Consider the following 22040-nt stretch of genomic DNA (forward strand, 5'->3'; position numbering starts at 1 on the left):
GGGATAATCTAAGATCCTTTTACCACAACAGCAGTTCCGCTAGTATCGGCCCTGTACAGGGATTTCATGACGGACTGAATCTCCTCGGCATTTTTATTGAGCACCGTGGAAAGCGATGACAGCTCCTCTGAGATGGCCGCGTTGTTCTGACTGATCTGGTTCAACTGGTCCATGCCGGCGCTCACCTGTTCGATCCCCGTATCCAGCTCTTCCGTGGCAGAATTCACCTCCTGGACCAGGGAAGCCGTTTTTCGTATGCTGTCGAAGATATCATTAAGCAGCACACGGGCCTGACCGGAAACGCCGACACTGTGTTGGGCCAGCTCGCTTATTTCTTTTGATGCATTCTGGCTCTTTTCCGCCAGTTTGCGCACCTCGCCCGCTACAACGGCAAACCCCCTCCCGCTTTCACCGGCCCGTGCGGCCTCGATGGCGGCGTTCAGGGCGAGGAGATTGGTCTGATAGGCTATGTCTTCTATGATGCTGATCCGCTTTGATATCTTATTTATCGCCTCGATGGTTTCACCGATGACGATGCCGCCTTCTTCGGCCTTCCGGGTTGTCTCAACGGCTATACTGTCGGTTTTCCGCATGTTGCCGGCTGTCTGTTTTACCATGGCCGCCATCTCCTGAGAGGATGATGATATCTGTTCCACGTTGGAAGCCTGGGAATTGGCGCCGTCACTAAGCTGGGTTGATGTGGCGTTTATCTGGTTCGAGGCCTCGGCGAGCCTGCCGATCATATCGCCCATGGACCGGATAAGATTATCCTGGTTTTTCATGATATCTTCCATGTCCTGCCTTTTCTGCAGTGAATCGGAAATGGCAGTTTTCATAATGCGGATGATGAGGATGCAGATGAGCGTTACAAAGGAGATTACGGAGGCATAAACGGTTATCTGTGTAGACCTGATAACGGATTCAAGATCTGCCTGGTTGAGAACCACGATGGTCATGATGACTGAGGATAGGGATATGACAGCGATGGTGATTATATCGCTGAAAAGGGCAGCCAGGACAATCATTACCATGAAGAGGATGGGGGTTACCGAACCGCCGGTCCTGTTTGCGTACACTAAGAGCATGGTGGGCAGGTGGGAGCCGTAAACAATGGCGTAGGAAGCCATACGGTATTTCCCGGCACGAAGAAGCAGCAGAACGAAGATCAGCATGACATAAAGACTTATTCGGAATACATAATCGACGGCTTTGAATCCCCGCATAGAGCTGGCTATCATTTCAGGAAGAAGAAGCAGGGCGCTGATGAACATGTAGTACATCAATGTTCTTGCCTTAAGCTGAACATCTATCGAGCTGTCCTTAAATCTTCGTAGGAAAAAGTTCTCAAGTGTTTGAAACATGGGTTTCCTCCGCTGATTATGCTGATATGTGGTTTATATGAAACTGCCTCAGTATAGATCAAAAACAGAGGGCCATCAATATAATTATCCAGAAATCAGCAAATTAATCCACGTGATGCATGGCATTGTCTTGACTGCTTCCGGATGTATGATATGATATTCGTGCCTTTATAAGTGCTCAAAGGGGAGGAAATAAGAAAAAGATATGGAAGATAACAAAAAATTATCCCTGCAGTTTACCGGTAATGGCGGCGATCTGTTTATCATTTATCTGATCAACGCACTACTGATACCTTTCACTCTGGGAATTTATTTTTTCTGGGGAAGCGTGAAGATTAAAAAATATTTTCATGAAAACCTGGAATTTTTAGGCGGCCGGTTCGGCTATCATGCCACGGGGAAGGAGCGATTTTTCGGTTTTCTCAAGGCAGTAGCAATGGTCATTGTTCTGGGTGCTGCTATGTTTGTCTTGATGAAACTGCTGTCATTCATCGTTGGAGAGAAGGCAGCAGCCATTATAATAATGATTTTTTTATACGGCGGAATTATAATACTTATTCCCGTCATACAGGTGGGAACACTGCGGTATAATCTGAGCAGGACCTCGTGGAAGGAATACCGTTTCCGCTTTACCGGAAGGCCCTCAGATATGTTGGTTATCTATATCAAGGGTCTTGTTCTTACAGCAATAACACTGGGAATATATGCTCCATGGTTCATCTGCAGTCTTTCGGCCTTTATCATGGGCAATACAAAAATAGGGAATGAAAGTTTTGAGTATACGGGGAACGGGAAGGATCTTCTTTTCAAGGTTGTAAAAGGGATTCTTCTTTCAATTATAACCCTGGGCATATATGTGCCGTGGTACATCGCGGACATTGAAAGGTACAACTGGGAACATACGCTGTTTCAGGGCAAGCCTTTCAAATCCGACATGACGGGAGGACAGCTTTTTGGAGCCATGCTGATATCAACCATACTGGTTATGTTCACGTTTGGAATCGGCTTCGCCTGGGCCGTTGTGCGGATCCGGAAGGTTTATCTCGATTCCCTGTCCATAACGGCTGAACCCGATATTATCGGTCTTGTTAATATCGATGATAAGGATGCCTCGGCGACTACATCGGGGGTAGAGGATCTGGGATCTCTTCTTGATACGCTGGCTGATTTTATCGGCTAATGATATGAAATCTGTTTACATTCCATGGCACCGGTCCTGCCGGTGCTGCGGAATGGATCGTACTTTTCATGTAACAGCCTCCTCTCTGACAAATTTGATTACTATTTGACAAAATTATTTATGTTCCAGACTATAACTCCAATTGCACTTTAACAGTTGCATCACCTGGTGAAGCATTGAAGGATTGGAATATGAATACCGGTATTAAGCAGATACCTGATCCGGCACGTGAAACGAGGCGTATAACATGGATCGGTCTTGGCGTTAATCTTTTTCTTACTGCCGTTAAGTTTATTACCGGTATTGCCGGGTCAAGTCAGGCTGTAATTGCCGACGCCTTCCACAGTTTTTCCGACATAATAACCGATGTTGCCGTACTCTTCGGAGTCCGGTACTGGTCAGCCCCGGCCGACGAGGATCATCCCTACGGGCATTCGCGTATTGAAACGATCATTACGGCTTTTATCGCCCTTGCTCTTTTTACTGCAGGCATTGGTATCGGGTGGAATGCCATTTCCACCATACGGAATCCCGATGTGGTGCGGCCCAGACTCATCGCCGTTATTGGCGCCGCATTCTCCATAATACTGAAAGAATATCTCTACCACTGGACGGTTCGTGTCGGAAAAAGAATAAAATCCCAGGCACTCATCGCCAACGCCTGGCATCACCGGTCCGATGCATTCAGTTCAATCCCGGCTCTTATAGCCGTATTGCTGGCATCACTTTTACCCGGCCTGGCATTCATTGACCACCTGGGCGCCTTCATTGTATCTCTTTTTATAGCTAAAGTTTCGTGGGATCTTATTAAACCGACTCTATCGGAGCTCACTGACCGCGGCGCTGATCAGCGGGATATTGAGAGGATAAAAACAATAGCCCTGGAGGTGGAGGGAGTAAAAGAGGTTCACGCCATTCGTTCACGGCGCCACGGCAGGGGGTTTTTTCTTGACCTGCATGTGCTGGTGGACGATGATAAGACGGTCCGTGACGGACATGAGATCACCCGCACTGTTAAACACCGGCTTCTTGAAAGCGGGCCGGGAATTATTGATGTAATAATACATCTGGAACCCTTCATTGCATGCACGCGGACACTAAAGCGGTGATGTATTAATAAATGAAAGGTCTTTTCACGCGGTGCAGGTAAAAAATTGATGAATACCTGTTCCGGGGTTAAATATAGTTGGTGAGTATTTCCAGCATGGCGGCGTCAAGGGAGCCATACCTGTTTTTAAGGTCCTGTTTCAGGATTTCCGTTTCCCGGTCGGGTCTGAAGTCCCGGAGATACCGGTACCGTCCTGTCCGTCTGCCAACGATGTAGGTTTCCCTGTCATCGGGATCCATATTAAAAAATGAATCAATAACTCCAGTCATGATAGATCGGTCTCCGGGAAGAGAGCCTTCGATGTCCTCGATGAGATTCATGATGTGGTCACTTTTCAAAACGCTTGTTATGTTGTCGAGATTTTCAATGAAGAGGCGTATTTCCCTGACTTTATCCTCCTCGGGTACCGGGGTCCATTTTCCTGCAAGCATGAGATCGTGAAGCGGTGTCCCGGGAACGGGAATCGTGCTGCGCAGGCGGATGAAAGTGGGATTGATGGCGCTCAGAACACGGGCCGATTCCCGGGCGTTTTCCCCGGAGAATTCAGTGCCGCCTGATCCCGGCATAAAATACTGGGAAAGTTCAAATCCGGCGTCCATGGCTTTTTTACCGGCGTCGATCTGCCTTTCGGCAGTTACTCCTTTCTGTATCATTTCCAGTACGCTGTCCGATCCGGATTCCATACCGATGTGTATGCGGTTAAGACCCGCTTCCCTGAGTTGGCGGAGTTCCTCGGGGCTTTTACGGCTTACAGTGTGCGCCCTTGCATAAGATGTTATGCGTTTTATGGTAGGAAACTTTTCACGTATATATTTGAGAATATCCGCGAGCTCCGTAGTTTTCATTATAAGTGAATCGGCATCCTGCAGGAACAGGCTCTCCATGCCGTGATGAAGCCAGAAGGCAACCTGCTGAATATATTCAGTCCCGATGCCATGGGTTGAAGCAATGTCCTGCATCAGTGATCCGTTGATGATCCCCGATTCACTCGTGCATTTCAGTATTTCAGCGGCAATAAAATACATACTGTCAATATCATGCCTGATCTCTTCGGGGGTACGCAGGGAAAATTTTTGTCCCTTGTATACCGGGCAGAAAGCGCAGCGGTTCCAGGGGCAGTTTCTTGTAAGTCTCAGCAGAATGCTCGAGGCTTCGCTGGGAGGCCTGATGGGACCAAGTTCAAAAGTGTAATGCATGATTATTCCCGCTTAAAATAGTATAGTGTATGATATGATCGCTTCCTATAGTATTTGTTGCAAGTAAATTTATATAATAAAAAAGTTCTTGTATCTGATTGAAACCATGCTAATATATTTACAGATTTGAAAACCACTGAATGCGGGAAGTACACAACCACCGAGTTTGTCGATTACTTATTTTTATTTACCTCTGTCTGTGCAGTCCCCGTCAAAGACCGTGGTGCAATTATGCTGCCGCCATTTGAGAAAATCGCCTTGGCTGATTCCCGGGCGTAAAAAGTCTGTTTTTGTCACCGGCAGGAAGGCAGGATATTCTGCCTGCCGTTAGTGTGACATCCGTAACGTTGATATCCATGTAATATCTAAAATCACGTGGCTAAACCAAAAGTAAACACTCCAGGAAAACGACGGGATTGTTATACAAATAATAGCTGATAATATAAAGACATTGCTTGATATATTTGATGGCATTTATTATAATAATCACAGTAGAAACCAGGTATAAAAGCAAGAGAGGTAACTCTTATGGACGAAAGAACCAGGACCCGTGTGCCATTTCACGTCAGGGCTTCTATTCAATATAACGGCAGGAACATTGAGGGCGATGTGGAAAATCTCAGCCTTAATGGCCTTTTTATGAATACGAGGGAAGACCTGAGCTTAAATACTATTACCAAAATAATCGTGCATCTTTCAGGTTCCTCTTCAGAACTCAGTCTTAATCTCCAGGGGAAAATAATCAGGAAAGAAGAAGCCGGTATAGCCTTCAGCTTCATGGAAATGGACCTTGATTCCTACATCCACCTGCGCAATATAATGACCTTTAACAGGACAGACAGTGGGAAAATTATTCAGGAATTTGAAGAGGCGCGTGTAGATACGGAAATCAAGGATTGACGGTAAGGCTTTATGATTCGCAGTTATATCGATGATGTCTTCAATAATATACTCCGCATCAACAGGAAAGAAAACCGTGATGCTATTCCCCATTCCGATGTTTTTTTTAAGGAATATACGGCCGCTACCGGTATCGAACCGGATCTGCTGGTGCAGATTATCGCTATCTTACGGGAATCACATAAAATACTCTCCTTTGAAATACTCAAGGAGGATAAGCAGCGTAATGTAAAAAAAATTGAGGCTTATCTGGATGCGGACCTGACTACGATTCGCAGGTTGAAGCATTTTTTCCAGGATCTTCTTGTAGAATTTTATCAGGAGGAATATGGGAAGCCCCTGATGGTCCATCAGATCATACAGGAGCTCTTTCCCAAGATTCATATTATAAGCAATACACCCATGGGTTTTATAGCCAACAAGGCTATCATGCTCGATGAATACGAGAAGCTCCTGGAAAAGAATTACAATGAATACACCGAGGACTTCAAAGAAAAAAAGCTGCTCGAAATTCTCGAGGAAAAGGGCGAGTTCCTCGACGAAAGGGTAGCTGCCGGGATGGGCAAGAGTTTGAAGCCCGTTGCCGGGGAGGTCGTGCAGAAACCGGAAGAACGGGGAAAGCGGAGGGCTGTAGATACCAATGAGTTCCAGGAATATGACGAAAAACGATCACAGGTACCGGTGGAAACCCTCCTGCGGATTTACGGCGTTGATTTTTTTTACCGGGTCCATTTGCGGAAATACGATTTTGATTATTTGAAGCAAGTCATTGAGAGCGGTGTCATCAACAGGAAGGCCGATCTGACTAAACTTAAGCAGATGATTCAGACCGTTAAGGAAAACATGGAACGTGACACAGGCCTTGCCGAGCATATGACCGAGCTTTACAGGCTCGACAGGACAGTTTCACAGGCCATTCATTTCGCCAGGGTATGAAATTTTCAATATTTTATTGTTAATGAAAAAAACTGATTTTTAGAGGTGCCTATAACATCGTAACTTTTGTTTATCTACAGGCACTCATCCGCTTACATGCTGAAAAGGTTCTAGAGAGGAACCTCTTCAATTACAACGTCGGTTATAACATTAACAGTGAGGAGGAAGGCCATGTCGGAAATTACATTAAAAGGAAATATCATACATACAACGGGGATACTTCCCGCAGTAGGAAGCCCGGCTCCGGATTTCATGCTGACAAAGACGGACCTCTCCGATATATCCCTCAGGGATTTCAGCGGGAAAAGGATAGTCCTGAATATTTTTCCCAGCCTTGACACAAGTGTTTGTGCCACATCGGTGCGCCGGTTTAATGTTGAGGCGGGTAAGATGAAAAACACCCGGGTGCTGTGTATCTCCATGGATCTACCCTTCGCGCACAGCCGCTTCTGTACGGCCGAAGGAATAGAAAACGTAGTTTCTCTCTCGGAGATGCGGAAGAGATCCTTCGGTGAGGATTATGGCGTACGTATTACGGATGGCCCCCTTGCGGGACTTTTTTCCAGGGCCGTGGTGGTCATTGATGAAAAGGGAAAAGTCATTTACACGGAACAGGTTCCCGAAATTGCCCAAGAGCCCGATTATGAGGCTGTTATAAAGATGCTGGCTTGATCAGCCTGAATCGTTATTAAAATACCAATATCGGCGCTCGCCGCCCCCTATATCCCCCGGAGGGGGACTGTTAAACAAGTTTAAACCCCTCTCAGGGGTGGCGGCTGTCAGTTTATGTATAGATTGGTTATCTTCGCCGGGGTTTACTCTTCCTGTAAAAGACATTCACACCCGGGTCATCACTTCCATAAAATTACAAAATTAATTTGACATGGAACACTTTACCAAAAAAATGCAGTATCCTCAGTGAAAAATTGCAGCCGGGCAGGAATGATCATGGAAGAAACAAGCAGTCTGATAAAAATACGAAAAGACAAGATTAAAGAAATTAGGGATGAGATGAAGATCAATCCCTTTCCCTACCGCTATGATGTCACACATTATTCTTCCGGAATCGTTGAAGGGTTTGATTCATTTTTCGAGTCCCAGACCGAGGTCAGTGTGGCCGGACGGATCATGGCCCAGCGGATCATGGGGAAGGCCAGTTTCTGCACCATCCAGGACAGAAACGGAAGAATTCAGCTCTATGTGTCGGATAAGAACATCGGCGAGGAAAAATATAAACTTTTCAAAAAGCTCGATATCGGCGATATCATCGGTGTCAGGGGAACGGTAAAAAAGACCAATGCCGGTGAAATCAGCGTATTTATCACCGAACTGACTCTCCTTGCCAAAAATATCAGGCCCCTTCCCATCGTTAAGGAGAAGGACGGTGAAACCTTTGATCTTTTTGCCGACAAGGAGCTGCGGTACCGCAACCGGCACGTGGATCTCATTGTTACCCCCGGTGTCCGGGATACCTTCATTGACAGGATCAGGATAATCAGGCATATAAAAAACCTGCTCAACGAGCGCGACTTCTATGAGGTTGAAACTCCCATACTCCAGCCCATCTACGGCGGTGCCGCCGCATCGCCCTTTACGAGCCATCACAATGCCCTGAATATCAAGCTCTATCTGCGTATTTCCCTGGAGCCCTATCTGAAAAGACTTATCGTGGGCGGGTTCGACCGTGTGTATGAAATTGGCAAGTGTTTCAGGAACGAGGGTATCGACAGGACTCATAATCCCGAGTTCACCATGCTCGAACTCTACCAGGCCTACGCCGATTACGAAGACATGATGAAGATCACCGAGGATATTTTCGAGCAGACGGCCCTTGCCGTGCATGGAAAGACGAAACTTGAATTTGACGGGAAGGAAATCGAGCTCAAAACGCCGTGGCGGCGGCTCAAGGTTGTGGATGCCCTGAAGGAATATGCCGGACTTGATGTGATGGCCATGAGCGACGATGAACTGGAAAAGGCCGTTGATAAACACGGCGGCGTCATAAAGGGAGAGTACATCCGGGGGCTCGCCATTGACCAGCTTTTTGAATTGCTCGTGGAGGACAAGCTCGTTCAGCCCACGTTCATAACGCACCAGCCCGTGGAAACCACGCCCCTGTGCAAACCCGATTACAATGATGAGCGGTTTTTACAGCGCTTCGAGCTTTTTATAAACGGAACAGAGTTTGCCAATGCCTACAGCGAGTCCAATGATCCGGTTTTCCAGAGAAAGACATTGTACGAACAGTCCCTGCGAAGAGAGGTTGATGAAGAGGCCCCGCCCATGGATGAAAATTTTGTTCAGGCTATCGAGGTGGGGATGCCGCCCACGGGTGGCCTGGGAATCGGCATTGACCGGCTTGTCATGCTGCTTACCGGTGAAACGTCGATACGGGACGTACTCCTTTTCCCCACCATGAAGCCGGAACAGGAATGATGCCGGTCACTTCGGGAATCGCTTGTTCCGATAGACGATCCTGCCGCCCGATATGGTCATGAGAATTTCGATATCCTTGATCTTTTCCGGCTTCACTGCCGTGAGATCATCGGAGAGGATTACCAGATCGGCCACCTTGCCGGCAGTTATGGAACCCTTTTTATTTTCCATGAATTCGGCATAGGCTGATCCCATGGTATAGCAGTAGAGGGCTTCATACGGAGAGAAACGTTCCCCGGCATTGAGAGGGCCGTGTTTCCCATCCTTGCTTTTTCTTGTAACCGCATAATAGATGCCCAGAAGGGGGGTAAAATCCACTTCCGCGGGAGCGTCGGAACCGAAGGCGAGAGGCACCCCCTTTTTAAAAAGGGAGTGGAAGGGATATGCCCTCTGTGCCCGCTTATATCCCAGGAGCTTATTGTCCTTTACTGGATCACACATGGCAAAGGGCTGAACACATGCCACCACACCGAGTTTCCCGATCCTTTCAATATCTTCAGGAGCTACAATCTGGACGTGTTCCATGCGGAAGCGCAATTCTTTTGTCCAGGGATACAGGGACTGTGCTTTTTCCACGGCATTGAGAAACTGGCGTACCGCAGCATCGCCGATGGCATGGAAGGTCAGCTGTTTTTTATCCCGGGCGGCCTTCAGGACTATCTCGTTCATTTCAGCATCGCTGTAACGGGGACTGCCGAAGTTGCCCGGTTCATCGGCATAGGCCTTGTCAAGGAGCCATGCCGTGCGAGTGGAAAAGGCGCCATCGGCAAAATATTTTAAAAGACCCGGCCGTATCCATTCATCATCATAGGATACGGCTTTCATGAGTACCTGCGCCATGGACGGTTCGCCTATGGGCCAGCAGGTGAAGCGGCAGGTGAGGCTGCCGTCGTTCCGGTATTCCGCTAAAAGACGCCCCGTAAGGGGCTCCCAGGTATTGTCCTGGACGGAGGTGATCCCCGCCTCGCGGTATTTCTCCAGCATGACATCGATAACCCGGCGGTGGTTTTTGCCGATAAGAAGGTTAGATGTATACTGGGAATATCCCGAGGTTCCCATGGCCGTGTCCCTGAGGATGCCCGTGGGTTTGCCTTTTTCATCCCTGACGATCTGCCCTCCTTTCGGATCAGGCGTATTCCCGTTGATATCCATTTCTTCGAGTTGCCGTGAATTCACCCATGCGGCATGGGCCGAGAATTGTATCAGCATGACGGGGTTATGCGGCGCTGCTTTGTCCAGCATGGATTTATGGGGCTTCGGGCAGGTCGTATAGTCCCAGGAATTTCCCGTTATCAGCTCGCCGGGTTTTTTCCGTGAGGCCTCGAGTTTTATTATATCCCCTATCTCCTCACAGCTTTTGCCCCAGAGAACCGGCGATTCATAGAAGATTCCGGCGGCAAAGGTATGGGTGTGATTATCGTTAAACCCCGGGATGAGGGTTCGTCCCTTGAGGTCGATCCGGTCTGCGTTTGCTGATACGCGGGTTTCCGCCTCCTTCAGTGATCCGGCGAAAAGAATTTTCCCTTTTAAAAGAATAACGGCCTCTGCGGAGGGATTGTTTTTGTCGACCGTTAGTATCTTCCCGTTGAAGAGGAGTGTTTCCGGACCCGGTTCGGGCAGCGATATCGATGACGGTATAACGGCGTATACGGCGGCGGCAAGGACGAGGACGGCTATAAGAAATCCTGTTCTTTTCTTCGTGAGTTTCATGGGAAATATTCCTTTTATCAACTATCTGTTTTTATCGATGAAGACTACTGCCTCATCGATAGAGGGGAAAACGGCATAATAGTCGAACAGAACGGGATGACGGACCATGACATCCTGAAGCAGATCTTCCGAGATAACAAGGATCATATAATTTTTGGCCTTTTTTACCAGGCCCATTGATTTCATGAGAATTCCCAGGGCAGGATCGGAGACTTCCCTGACTTTAACCACATCAAGAATGAAACCCTCGTGCTCAGGCTGGGACGGTAGTTCTTTTTCAGATATGGCGAATACCGCATCGGCTTTATCTTTATCGAGTACGGATTCGTTTACGTGAGCAATAAGTATTTTTTTATCTTTGAGATAGGTGAACGAAAGGCTTTTTTCAGTCATGGGCTGCTCCTGTCTGTAATTATATTCTTACTGTTACGCTTTCAATAGATATAGAAGCCCCGGCCTGTTTTTTCGCCAAGCCAGCCGGCCGATATATATTGGCGGAGAAGGGGACAGGGACGATATTTGGGATCACCGTATCCCCGGTACATCTCTTCAAGAACGGCCAGGATAACATCAAGTCCTATCATGTCCGCCAGGGCCAGGGGACCCATGGGCTGATGCAGCCCCTGTGTCATTACCTTGTCGATTGTCTCAGCCGGCGCCGCACCTTCATAGAGGAGCTGAATTGATTCATTGATCATGGGCATGAGCATGCGGTTTACCAGGAATCCGGGGAAGTCCCGGGCCTCCACGTGTTTTTTCCCCAGCTTTTTCACTGCCTGCCGGGTCATCTCAAAGGTTTCCCTCGTGGTGGAGAGACCGCTGATTATCTCCACCAGGTTCATAGTTCTGGCAGGGATAAGAAAATGTATGCCAATCACCGATTCCGGCCGTTTCGTCGCCGAGGCGATGGCCGTTACGGAAATTGAGGAGGTGTTGGTAGCGAGCACCGCATCGGCCTTGCATGTTGCATCGAGTTCCCTGAATACCTGCTTTTTCGTGGCCAGGTCTTCCGATACGCTTTCGATCACAATATCGGCTTTACATAGATTCTTCATATGTGGGAAGAATTTAATCCTCGTGGTGATTTCACCGACCCGTTCCTTGGGGACACGGCCCTGCTGGACATAGCGGTTAAAACGGTCCTGGATGGTGTTGAAGGCATTGCGGGACTGTGTCTGGTCAATATCATACATGAAGACCTCAAAACCCGCTTCCGCGGCGATGTGGGCGATATCCGTCCCCATGGTCCCTGTTCCGACTATGCCAAAAATTTTCATTTTATTCCTCGCCCCCCCCGTGATGTAGCGGATACTATGAAACGACAAAAATAATAAAGCAAGAAAAAAACAGGGGGATTTAACAGTAAGGGTGGAAGTTAAGTGGACAATGGTGGAAATGGCGAACTTGTTAATTTAATTTTCAGATGGATCATCTTCACGCCGTCGGTTATTTCTTCTATCCTTTTTCCGTCGTTCTTCAAAATACTCGAGGTTGGCAAAGGCGTCATTTACGCGCCGTTCGTAATTTGATTGTCTTCTTTCGGTATTGCGGCGCTCCTGGAGCGGGTTATTTTGATTCTTGTTCCTGGTGACTATGACAAAGGATAGGAAAAGAATAACCACTATAACAACAGAGGCGATCAACATATAGAAATGCTGCTCCATGTAAAGCAACCTCCACGCGGAAATAATAAACAGCCAATCTCTAAAAGAATAATAAATTTTGTACTAAATGTCAATGTCAAAAATTACACTCAATCCAAAAGCGGGTTTTAATGTATGTAATACACTGTATTGATGTATAAAAATGCGCAATACATGCAATTATAGGAATGCAAATGACTGAAAGAATTTCAAAGCGGGCTGGTTGGATAGGGTTTTCCGGTATAATTTATTCTTCTGTATAAAAATCAACAAATCTCTCGGCGATAACAAGTATTTCATCATAGGAGAAATTGGAGTTTTTGTTTTTTACTTCGTTTATGAATATGTGCACCTGGTCCATGTAGCCGGCCTCTTTTAGTTTTGCTATGGTGAGGCCGATGAGATGGGACGATTGTATGATGTCGGGCAGTTTACATTTTGGTTTTTTCATAGTTAGACTTCACGTTCTTATTAGATTTACCGTATAATCAACGGGCATTAATTGCAAGTCAAATTACACAAGACCTGTTAATTTAAGAGCCTTTTCCTGGCCTCAAAAAGATAGTCCAGGGCTGCATCCGTTTCACCCTTGAAAAGATGGCACAGGCTGAGACTGATAAGACTGCTGCTGTCATGCTCCGCCTTTTCATGGAGAATGTCGATCTTTTCCTCAATGGTGCCGAAACGGTCCGTCAGTACTTCTACGGGGACTGATTTAATAAAATCATTATAAAGGCGGCAGCCATCGGTGACCCGGCTGATGTTTTTTATCTCTGCTGCGGATTCAACCATTCTGCCGGCACGGAACAGAATGGTTGATTTGAATTCGCGGATCTTGAAATTATTCTGATTCAACTCAATGAGCCTGTCCACCAGTTCCAGGGATTTGTCAAAGTTGCTTTGATTGAAATAGATTATTGAGAGCGCCGTAAGGGCGACGCGGTTTCCCGGCCACATGGAAAGTACTTTCTGAAAATTTTCTTCCGCGGCCCTTATATTATTCATGCGGCTGTAGCAAAGGCCTATTACCAGTGTTGAAAGGGAAAACCTGCCGTTGATTTTCCTGGACCGCTCCAGGTTTATAACGGACTTTTTATAATCACCGGTCTTGTAATAGATGCTGCCGATATTGAAAAATATAAGATAATCACTTCCCAGCTTCAGGGCAGACTCATAACATTTAAGTGCTTCCGGGTATTTCCCCAGTAGAGAATAGACATATCCCAGACTCAGGTGCGCTTCACGATGATGGGTGTTTTCCGCAATTATGGATTTATATTCACTGACGGCTGTCATGTAATCGCCGCCCTTTTCCAGTTTCTGTGCGTGAACCATTCGTTCTGTCAGAGCTGAATCTATCATCCTTTTTTTCTCCATATTTTTTCAATGTTCTGCGCCGCTTTATTTTTCAGCCTTTATGGGCAACGACCTTGTTCCTGCCCGATTCCTTTGCCTTGTACATGGCGGAATCGGCGCGGCCGATAAGGTCTTTTTTATCAAAATCAATTTCGGGATTATACATGGCCACACCGAGGCTGATAGTGACATGCAGGGGTGTGTCCTGTCCGGGGAATTCATGCTCCTCGATAACCTGTCGGAGGCGCTTTGCGATATTGATCCCTGCCGTCAGATCTGTTTCCGGCAGTATAATGGCGAACTCCTCTCCCCCGTAGCGCGCGGGTATGTCGATACTTCGTGTGTTGTTCCTGAAGAGCCGTGCCGCCTCTTTGAGGACGATATCACCCTGTTGATGTCCGTAGGTGTCATTGAATTTTTTAAAATGATCGATATCGGACATGATGATGGTAAGGGGAGTCTTCCCCCTGTTGGAACGTTTGATTTCCTCGACGAGCCGTTCCTGGAAATAGTGATGTATGAAGAGACGGGTCATCCGGTCCAGAGTCGCCATCCGGTAGAGACGTGAATTCTCCACGGCAATGGCCGCAAATTTTGCCAGATCCTGAAGAAATTCAATTTCACTATACGTTATTGATTCGCCCGTGAGTTTGCTGCCGAGAATGATCAATCCATTGAGAGAGTTTTTTGATTTCATAGGTACAATCAGATTGGGCTGCAGCATGGAGAGTTCATTGAGATCACCGGTTAGGTCACTGTTCTGCATGAGTTCATCGAAAAGAGAGGGAAAGGGATTTTCAGACAGAGCCTTGAGGAGAGGGGAATCGCTTTTCAGAATTATACGATCTCTGTTGAATTCCTCATCGTAACCCTTGGCCATATGTATATAGTAGTTGTCCACGTCGATGTCCACCTGGAGGAGAATGACCACTTTATCAAGAAACAACTGACCAATGCAGCTGTAAAGGATTGATTCCACCAGGCTCTCAAAGTCCAGGTTGGAGGAAAGGCTGATTCCCAGGTTGATCAGGTTTTTAAGGTCATAAATCTTCCGCTCATGCTCCTGTACTTTCCGTTCATACATGGACATGTTCCCGGCAGCGAAGGAATTATTTTTTTCATCAAAATCTTTCTCTGGCATAAGATGTACTATTCCCTTTCAGGTAATATCGGACATAATCAAAAAAAATTATACCAATATTACAGCTAATTGAATAATGCCGTAATAATAGGCTGTTTATGCATCATTAAGGTCTTATCCGGACATGTACCTCCTATGGTAACAGACATTATATGTCACGGCACGCCTTTTTTTAATAGAAATGAATTTTAATCAGCGGAAAATAATCATTATCAATGGTGAGCGACAACTCACTATTTTGCATAAAATAATAATGTAAAGAGCTTGCAAAAAATGGCGGTCCATGATAATACAAGGGGGAAAATAATAAAAACCAACGGCGAAAAAAATCTTTACACAGAATATCCGGTAATTACATTAGTTCACGATTTTAAATACCTGCTGGGCAGTTTCACGAAAATTATATCTTTTCAGGATCAAGAATATATTTTTATGAGAAGCCCGCTGATCTCTGTTATCTTCTTAAAAAACAGAAAATAAATTTTATCAATAGAGGAGTAACGCACATGGCAAAACGAGTTTATGTATTTGGCGGCGGCAAGTCCGAGGGAAAAGCCGATATGAAAAATCTCCTTGGCGGAAAAGGGGCCAACCTTGCCGAGATGTCCAATCTGGGTATACCTGTTCCTGCCGGTTTTACCATCACCACCGAGGTTTGCACTGAATATTATGATAATAACAAGCAGTATTCCGCAGGACTGAAGACAGAAGTTGAAACTGCGTTGAAAGAAGTCGAAAAGATCATGGGCGCAAAATTCAATGATCCAGAGAATCCTCTCCTCCTTTCGGTCCGATCGGGAGCGCGCGTTTCAATGCCCGGCATGATGGACACGGTTCTGAACCTGGGACTCAATGATGAAACGGTGCAGGGCATTATCAGAAAATCCGGCAATGAGCGTTTCGGATGGGACTCCTACCGGCGTTTTGTACAGATGTACGGCGATGTTGTCATGGATATGAAACCGGAGAACAAGGAAGATATCGACCCCTTCGAGGAAATCATGGATCACCTCAAAGAAGAGAAGGGAGTAAAACAGGATCTGGAGCTTACCGTTGATGATCTGAAGGAACTGGTGAAACGCTTCAAGGCCATGATCAAAAAACGTCTCGGCGTTGATTTCCCCACGGACCCGTGGGAGCAGCTCTGGGGCGCCATTGGAGCCGTTTTCGGTTCCTGGCACAATGACCGAGCCGTTCTTTATAGAAAAATGAGCGGCTATGATGACAGCTGGGGAACGGCAGTCAATGTTCAGGCCATGGTTTTTGGCAACATGGGTGAAGACTGCGCCACGGGTGTTGCCTTCACACGCGACCCGGCCAATGGAGATAACCGTTTCTATGGAGAATATCTTATCAATGCCCAGGGCGAGGACGTTGTGGCGGGCATCAGGACTCCGCAGCAGGTAACCGTGGTCGGTTCCCAGTTATGGGCCAAGGATAATGGAGTGTCCGATTCCGACCGCAAGAACAAATACCCCTCACTTGAGGAGACCATGCCGACAGTATACAAAACCCTGGTGGATGTGTATACCAAACTGGAAAAGCATTATAAGGATATGCAGGATATTGAATTCACGATCCAAAACGAGAAACTCTGGATGCTTCAGACCCGGAACGGCAAACGGACTGCGGCAGCCGCGGTAAACATCGCCGTTGACATGGTGAATGAGGGCCTCATAGACAAGAAGACGGCTCTTCTCAGGATCAGCCCCGATTCCCTTGACCAGCTCCTTCATCCCACCTTTGATCCCGCGGCGCAAAGGAAGGTTATCGCCAGGGGACTGCCGGCTTCTCCCGGAGCGGGGACAGGCAAGGTGGTGTTCCATGCCGATGACGCCGATGAGATGAATAAGAAAGGAGAAAAGGTAATCCTGGTAAGGATTGAAACATCCCCCGAGGACCTGAAGGGCATGAGCGCAGCACAGGGAATTCTGACCCAGCGCGGCGGTCAGACCTCACACGCTGCTGTTGTTGCGCGCGGTATGGGCAAATGCTGCGTATCGGGCTGCGGCTCCCTGGATATCAGTTACAGTAAAAAGGAGATCCGTGTCGGCGGAAATGTTATCAAAGAAGGAGAATATATCTCCATAGACGGAACAACGGGTGATGTGATGATGGGCGAGGTTCCCACGATTGACGCGGAGCTTTCCGGCAATTTCGGTATCATCATGCAGTGGTCCGATGAAATGAAGCGTCTTGCTATCAGGACAAACGCCGATACTCCCCATGACGCACAGGTTGCCCGCAATTTCGGCGCCCAGGGTATAGGCCTCTGCCGCACCGAACATATGTTTTTCGAGGGAGATCGCATCAAAGCGGTCCGCGAGATGATTCTTGCCGATGACCTGAAGGGCAGGAAGAAGGCGCTGGAGAAACTGCTCCCCATACAGCGCGGCGATTTTTACGGCATCCTGAAGGCCATGGAGGGATTCGGCGTGACCATTCGTCTCCTCGATCCCCCTCTTCATGAATTCGTTCCCCATGAAGAGGCACAGCAGAAGGAAATGGCCAAAGAGATGGGCATATCGGCTGAAGCGGTAAAAGCCAAGGTGGAAGCACTTCACGAATTCAATCCCATGCTGGGACACCGCGGCTGCCGTCTCGGAATCACCTATCCGGAAATTACCGAAATGCAGGCACGTGCAATATTTGAAGCGGCATGCCAGCTTAAATCCGAGGGTGTGAATGTGAAACCCGAGGTAATGGTGCCGCTTGTTGGTGCCGTGAAGGAACTTTCCCTGCAGAAGGAAATAATCGTTCAGACGGCAGAAAAGGTCATGGCAGAGAAGGGCATCAAGGTCGATTACATGGTGGGAACCATGATCGAGATTCCCAGGGCCGCTCTTACCGCCGATGAGATCGCAAAAGAAGCACAATTCTTCTCATTCGGCACCAATGACCTTACCCAGATGACCTTCGGCTACAGCCGCGACGACTCCGGAACGTTTCTCCCGGAATATGTCGATAAGAAAATACTTGCCGCCGATCCCTTCCGTGTTCTGGACCAGGAAGGTGTGGGGCAGCTGGTGAAAATGGGTGTTGAAAAGGGACGCAGTGTAAAGAAAGACCTGAAGGTCGGCATTTGCGGTGAACACGGCGGTGAGCCCAGTTCCATAGAGTTCTGCCACAAGGTAGGGCTTGATTATGTGAGCTGTTCACCCTTCAGGGTTCCCATTGCCCGTCTGGCTGCGGCACAGGCTGCAATTAAAAATGGATAGTAACAGCTGATATACGGCAAAGGCGAAGATGAATATCTTCGCCTTTGTATTTAATTAATATAATGCAGGGGACAATGATGAAAAAAATCGCCGCTACTCTAACCATCCTTTTTATGACCGTCAACCTTTTTGCCTCATATGATGAGGCCCTGAAGCTTTTCAAGGAAAAGAAGTATGATGAGTCTCTGAAAAAACTGGGTGATGAACTTGAAGTAAGCAGGGACATGGAAGCAGGGGCCCCTAATTACAAAATACGATTCCTGGCCGCCCACAACCACTGGAAACTGGGAAACAGGGAAGCGGTGATATCCCATTTCAAACGATGTATGGATATACAAAAGGACACCGTAGATCCCTATATTGACCTGTCGCTTTTTCTTGCTGAACAGGGACTGTTGAACGATGCCGAGACCTATGCCAGGAAGGGACTGACTGTAAAAGATAGCGCCATGCTCTATTATGTCCTGGGGAAGGTCTCCCTGATCAGGCAGAATTACTGGCGGGCCAAGGAACTCTTCGAAAAGGCAAATTCCGTGGATCCCGAGATCTACATGTCCTATAATGGTCTGGGAATCGCACTTATGAAGCTGGAAAAATATGGCGACGCCAATACGGCCTTTACCGTTGCCCTGGCAATACGGCCCGATTCATCGGAGATTCTCAACAACATGGGTCTGAGCCTGGAAAAGCTGGGGAAGAACAAGGAGGCCTATGAATATTATAAAAAGGCCAATTCACTGGACATGGAAAACAAGGTGATCCTGGCAAATATGCTGCGTGCGAAAAAACTGGCTGAAAAATAAAGGAGACCGCATATGTCCATCGCAAAAGGTATAAGGGATTCCATAGAAAAATCATCGTGGATTCGCAAGATGTTTGAGGAAGGGGCAAAGATGAAGGCGCAGTTTGGCGCCGAAAATGTCTTTGACTTCAGCCTGGGAAATCCCGACCTGGAGCCGCCGGAAGAATTTTTTTCCACTCTGCAGACCATGTTGAGGGAGAGAAAACCCGGTTCTCACGGATATATGCCCAATGCCGGTTTCTTGTCGGTGCGTGAAGCCATTGCGGGGAAGGTTTCCCGGGAACACGGCGTAATGGTCAGGCCGGAAGGTATCATCATGACCTGCGGCGCTGCCGGGGGCATGAATACGGTACTGAAGACTATACTGAATCCCGGTGACGAGGTAATAGTACTTAAACCCTATTTCGTGGAGTATGGGTTCTACATTGGCAATCATGGCGGGAAAATGGTGCTCGTTGATACCGCTGCTGATTTTTCAATAAATGTCGGGAATATCAAACAAGCCATAAACGAAAAAACCCGGGCAGTCATTATCAACTCACCCAACAATCCTACGGGGAAGATATACAGCAGGCAGGAGATCAGCGATCTTACGGAAATGCTCCGTGCCACGGGACAGACTATCTTCCTCATTTCCGATGAGCCTTACCGCGAAATAGTGTACGATAATGCCGAGGTCCCCAGTATTCTGGCCTTTTATAATGAATCGATAGTGATTACCTCCTACTCAAAAAGTCTTTCTCTCCCGGGCGAACGCATCGGATACCTGGTTCTCCATCCTTCATGTAAGGACTTCGACCTTGTGATGGCGGGGATGATCCTGAGCAACAGGATACTGGGATATGTCAATGCGCCGGCCCTGATGCAGCGTGTCGTGGCCGAACTTCTGAATGTAACCGTGGATGTGGGCATATACAAGAAAAAGCGCGATATTTTCATTGAGGGCCTTTCGTCTGCCGGGTATGATTTTATCACGCCCGAGGGAGCCTTCTATCTTTTCTGTAAAGCGCCTACCGATGATGACGTGGCCTTTGTCCGGCATCTCCAGAAATTCAATGTACTGGCAGTGCCGGGAGTCGGTTTCGGCGGGCCGGGCTATTTCAGATTAGCCTATTGTGTGCCCGAATCGACCATCAGGAAATCGATTCCGAAATTCAAAGAGGCCCTGGAATCATACGATACAAAGGCATGAAAAAACTCGAATCGACAAAACGCATTCCCGTGGACAGTGTTCTCAGGGTCTATAAAAAAGGCTTTGGATATTCAAGGCTGACTATTATAGATAATAATGACAGATACATGGCAACCCTGTCCGATGAGGATTTTTATAATTCTATTCCCGACGGAAGTTCCATTGAAGCGTACCTGTGGGTGGAAGATGTGGCCTCATATGAATTTTCCTGCACGATTACGGGAAGGATAACGCAGGGAGAGAGGATACTTTTTCTCAGCCATACCGAAGAGATCAGGCGCAACGAGGAGCGGCTATGTCTCACGGCACAGGTTTCAGTTCCCTTTCAATTTTTTATTTTTAATTCAAAGAAGATTGAAAAAAGTTTTACCAGTGAAGAAATTAAATTCCACACGGGGCTTATCACGGAAATGAGTGACCGTGAGATGGTTTTTACCTGCACTGATAATCTTTCAGCCGTCAGTCTGCTTTACGGACACATCCATGTTTTTGATGAAGATGTTGAAATTGTCGGGAAATACGAAGAAAGAGGAGAAGGAACATATCTCGTCAGGCTCACCGGCATGAGTGAAAGGGACCGCGGTAAAGTTCTGGACTATATCTTCAGCGTGTACCGCGAGTAACCCTCGGCAGGTTCTTCCCGTATTGGATGCTATCGTTTTTTAGATTGATTATTATTTCCTTCGAGGTTGCCATACTTTGTCAATGCGGGTCAGACCATGCTTCTGTGCCCACCCCACAGCTTCATCGAACTCATCAAGCGTAATTCTTCGCCGCAGATCAAAGCATTGTTTCGCATTAAATTCGGGATGATACTGATCCATTATATTTACGTAGGTGTCCGGGGACAGAGCAGCCAGAAAGGCCAGAACCCGGTCGGTGCCTGCCATGTTATTGGGAAGTACCAGGTGGCGTACAAGAAGCCCCCTGACAGCTATGCCGGTGTTGTCAAAACGAAGGTCGCCTGCCTGGCGATACATTTCCCGCAATGCGGCCATGGCAATAGCTGGATAGTCCGGGGCGCCGCTTAGTTCCCCGGAGACATGGGAATCCATATATTTCATGTCAGGCATGTATATATCGAAAATATCCGAAAGGAGCTCGATAGTTTCAACGGCATCGTATCCCCCGCTGTTGTAAACCAGGGGCAGTTTCAGTCCCCTGGGGATGGCACTTTCCAAGGCACGGACAATAGGATAGACCATATGTGAGGGGGATACACAATTTATATTATGGCATCCCTGAGTCTGAAGAAGAAGCATTATATCTGCCAGTTCTTCACAGGTAACCTCTTTGCCGGCACTGAGATGGGAGATTTCATAATTCTGGCAGTAAATGCAGGCCAGGTTGCAGTTGGCAAAGAATATGGTGCCAGACCCCCCACGGCCAACAAGGCATGATTCTTCGCAAAAATGAGGACTATATGATGAGACAATGGGAAGTATGCCACTGCGACATTTACCCCCCTGACCTTTAGTCCTGTCAACCCGACACTGATGTGGACAGAGCGTGCATTTTTTCAGGATTTCATACAGTGCATCGGCACGCCGTGACAGTTCTCCTGATTCAAAGAGTAAGATATAGCCTGGATTCAAAGCAGGGCTCCGGTACCTGTACGTTGATTGGTGTTTGATGTTATATATGATATAAATCTGTCTGGAATACTATAATAGACAGAGTGTAACTTAAATTTATCACAGAATAATTCAAAATGCAATACATTAGATAGGACTTTATGTGCAAATATGAGATAACATAGTGATTGCTCTGACCCGGCATATTTTTTAAAAATACAACGCCAGCCTTTTACGATATGCCTCTTCAAACCAGAGAAATTTCTCCACACACTGCTCAAAGGTCT

The 22040-nt window shown here is 47.3% G+C and carries 21 protein-coding genes; 11 read left to right on the top strand and 10 right to left on the bottom strand.

Going from position 1 to position 22040, the window contains the following annotated elements; genetic code table 11:
* Positions 1–8: 8 nt before the first annotated feature.
* Positions 9–1361: a hypothetical protein gene (locus CVV44_09455; GenBank protein PKL39082.1), complete on the bottom strand. Its 1353-nt coding sequence runs from the start codon at positions 1359–1361 to the stop codon at positions 9–11.
* 205 nt (positions 1362–1566) lie between these two features.
* On the opposite strand from CVV44_09455, the gene CVV44_09460 reads away from it, so the two are divergent.
* The gene (locus CVV44_09460; GenBank protein PKL39083.1) at positions 1567–2541 is read left to right on the top strand and encodes a DUF898 domain-containing protein; all 975 of its coding nucleotides are present in this window, start codon (positions 1567–1569) and stop codon (positions 2539–2541) included.
* 191 nt (positions 2542–2732) lie between these two features.
* On the top strand, positions 2733–3650 hold the full coding sequence (locus CVV44_09465; GenBank protein PKL39084.1) for a cation-efflux pump: 918 nt from the start codon (positions 2733–2735) through the stop codon (positions 3648–3650).
* 67 nt (positions 3651–3717) lie between these two features.
* Here the strand turns inward: CVV44_09465 and CVV44_09470 are convergent, their stop codons facing one another.
* A complete protein-coding gene (locus tag CVV44_09470) occupies positions 3718–4845 on the bottom strand; it encodes a radical SAM protein (GenBank protein PKL39085.1) in 1128 nt (375 codons plus the stop codon).
* A 528-nt stretch (positions 4846–5373) separates the two neighbouring features.
* Between CVV44_09470 and CVV44_09475 the strand changes: the two genes are divergently transcribed.
* From CVV44_09475 to lysS, 4 genes are all read left to right on the top strand, one after another.
* Entirely contained in the window at positions 5374–5745 is a 372-nt protein-coding gene (locus CVV44_09475; GenBank protein ID PKL39086.1) for a PilZ domain-containing protein, read from the top strand.
* 12 nt (positions 5746–5757) lie between these two features.
* Complete coding sequence (locus tag CVV44_09480) at positions 5758–6681, top strand: hypothetical protein (GenBank protein ID PKL39087.1); 924 nt, start codon at positions 5758–5760, stop codon at positions 6679–6681.
* A 171-nt stretch (positions 6682–6852) separates the two neighbouring features.
* A complete protein-coding gene (locus tag CVV44_09485) occupies positions 6853–7353 on the top strand; it encodes a thiol peroxidase (protein ID PKL39088.1) in 501 nt (166 codons plus the stop codon).
* 276 nt (positions 7354–7629) lie between these two features.
* On the top strand, positions 7630–9117 hold the full coding sequence (gene lysS / locus CVV44_09490; protein ID PKL39089.1) for a lysine--tRNA ligase: 1488 nt from the start codon (positions 7630–7632) through the stop codon (positions 9115–9117).
* A 6-nt stretch (positions 9118–9123) separates the two neighbouring features.
* Here the strand turns inward: lysS and CVV44_09495 are convergent, their stop codons facing one another.
* From CVV44_09495 to CVV44_09525, 7 genes are all read right to left on the bottom strand, one after another.
* Complete coding sequence (locus CVV44_09495) at positions 9124–10827, bottom strand: hypothetical protein (protein PKL39090.1); 1704 nt, start codon at positions 10825–10827, stop codon at positions 9124–9126.
* Positions 10828–10848: 21 nt separating this feature from the next.
* Positions 10849–11220, bottom strand: a complete 372-nt coding sequence (locus tag CVV44_09500; GenBank protein ID PKL39091.1) for a hypothetical protein — start codon at positions 11218–11220, stop codon at positions 10849–10851.
* 41 nt (positions 11221–11261) lie between these two features.
* The gene (locus CVV44_09505; GenBank protein ID PKL39092.1) at positions 11262–12104 is read right to left on the bottom strand and encodes a 3-hydroxybutyryl-CoA dehydrogenase; all 843 of its coding nucleotides are present in this window, start codon (positions 12102–12104) and stop codon (positions 11262–11264) included.
* A gap of 135 nt (positions 12105–12239) precedes the next feature.
* Positions 12240–12491 carry a hypothetical protein gene (locus tag CVV44_09510; GenBank protein ID PKL39093.1) on the bottom strand — a complete coding sequence of 84 codons (252 nt, stop codon included), beginning with the start codon at positions 12489–12491 and terminating at the stop codon, positions 12240–12242.
* A 226-nt stretch (positions 12492–12717) separates the two neighbouring features.
* Entirely contained in the window at positions 12718–12921 is a 204-nt protein-coding gene (locus CVV44_09515) for a hypothetical protein (GenBank protein PKL39094.1), read from the bottom strand.
* A gap of 77 nt (positions 12922–12998) precedes the next feature.
* A complete protein-coding gene (locus CVV44_09520) occupies positions 12999–13847 on the bottom strand; it encodes a hypothetical protein (protein ID PKL39095.1) in 849 nt (282 codons plus the stop codon).
* Between the two features lie 31 nt (positions 13848–13878).
* The gene (locus CVV44_09525) at positions 13879–14967 is read right to left on the bottom strand and encodes a sensor domain-containing diguanylate cyclase (GenBank protein PKL39096.1); all 1089 of its coding nucleotides are present in this window, start codon (positions 14965–14967) and stop codon (positions 13879–13881) included.
* Positions 14968–15240: 273 nt separating this feature from the next.
* Between CVV44_09525 and CVV44_09530 the strand changes: the two genes are divergently transcribed.
* The 5 genes from CVV44_09530 (at position 15241) to CVV44_09550 (ending at position 20802) form a co-directional block, all read left to right on the top strand.
* Entirely contained in the window at positions 15241–15447 is a 207-nt protein-coding gene (locus CVV44_09530; protein ID PKL39097.1) for a hypothetical protein, read from the top strand.
* Between the two features lie 26 nt (positions 15448–15473).
* Positions 15474–18185: a pyruvate, phosphate dikinase gene (locus CVV44_09535; protein PKL39098.1), complete on the top strand. Its 2712-nt coding sequence runs from the start codon at positions 15474–15476 to the stop codon at positions 18183–18185.
* Positions 18186–18247: 62 nt separating this feature from the next.
* Entirely contained in the window at positions 18248–18988 is a 741-nt protein-coding gene (locus CVV44_09540; protein ID PKL39099.1) for a hypothetical protein, read from the top strand.
* Between the two features lie 12 nt (positions 18989–19000).
* Positions 19001–20179, top strand: a complete 1179-nt coding sequence (locus CVV44_09545; protein PKL39100.1) for an aspartate aminotransferase — start codon at positions 19001–19003, stop codon at positions 20177–20179.
* Positions 20176–20802 carry a hypothetical protein gene (locus CVV44_09550; GenBank protein PKL39101.1) on the top strand — a complete coding sequence of 209 codons (627 nt, stop codon included), beginning with the start codon at positions 20176–20178 and terminating at the stop codon, positions 20800–20802. The genes CVV44_09545 and CVV44_09550 overlap by 4 nt, the downstream gene beginning before the upstream one ends.
* Positions 20803–20853: 51 nt before the next feature.
* On the opposite strand, the gene CVV44_09555 is transcribed toward CVV44_09550, so the two are convergent.
* Entirely contained in the window at positions 20854–21774 is a 921-nt protein-coding gene (locus CVV44_09555) for a radical SAM protein (GenBank protein PKL39102.1), read from the bottom strand.
* Positions 21775–22040: the final 266 nt, after the last annotated feature.

This window comes from Spirochaetae bacterium HGW-Spirochaetae-1, assembly GCA_002839375.1.
In the GTDB taxonomy this organism is placed as follows: domain Bacteria; phylum Spirochaetota; class UBA4802; order UBA4802; family UBA5550; genus PGXY01.